The sequence below is a fragment of the Microbacterium sp. SD291 genome (assembly GCF_017355365.1).
Classification (GTDB): domain Bacteria; phylum Actinomycetota; class Actinomycetes; order Actinomycetales; family Microbacteriaceae; genus Microbacterium.
Map to the genome: position 1 here is coordinate 1 of NZ_JADIJR010000082.1, position 461 is coordinate 461.

The 461-nt window shown below is 65.7% G+C and carries 1 protein-coding gene; it reads right to left on the bottom strand.

The genetic code is table 11. The features are described 5' to 3' along the window. Positions 1-81 precede the first annotated feature (81 nt). Positions 82-461: transposase (locus IPV10_RS16860; RefSeq protein ID WP_207485831.1), on the bottom strand; the 380-nt coding region annotated here is incomplete at its 5' end.

Sequence of the window (461 nt, forward strand, 5' to 3'; positions counted from 1 at the left end):
GAGGCTGTCGCATGAATTGCTGTGTGGTGGTCCGCAGTATCGGGGTGTGTGGCGGCGGGTTGTGGCGGTGGCCGTTCGGGCTCAGGCGGCGGAGGTGCGGAGTTTGAGGAGGTTGTGGGCGGTGCAGATGAGGCGCCATTCGCTGCTCACTGCGTCGAGGCCGCGGCGGGTGAATCGGCGGTAGCCGAGGTTGTTCTTGATGTTCCCGAACACGGGCTCGATGCTGTGTTGCCGTTTCGCGTAGAGCTTTCGGCCGAGGAGGTGTCGGAGTTTGTCGTCCATCTGCTCTCGGGCGATCACGGGGTCGATCTGCTCGCCGCGGACGTGGGCGAGCATGACGTTGATCCGGTTCGAGGAGACCATGAGCTCGTCGGCGGCGGCGCGTTTGGAGATCTCGGCCCGGTCGACGCGTTCGATCACGGGGATCCATTCGGCGGGTTCGGGTTCGGCGGTGCGGGTCG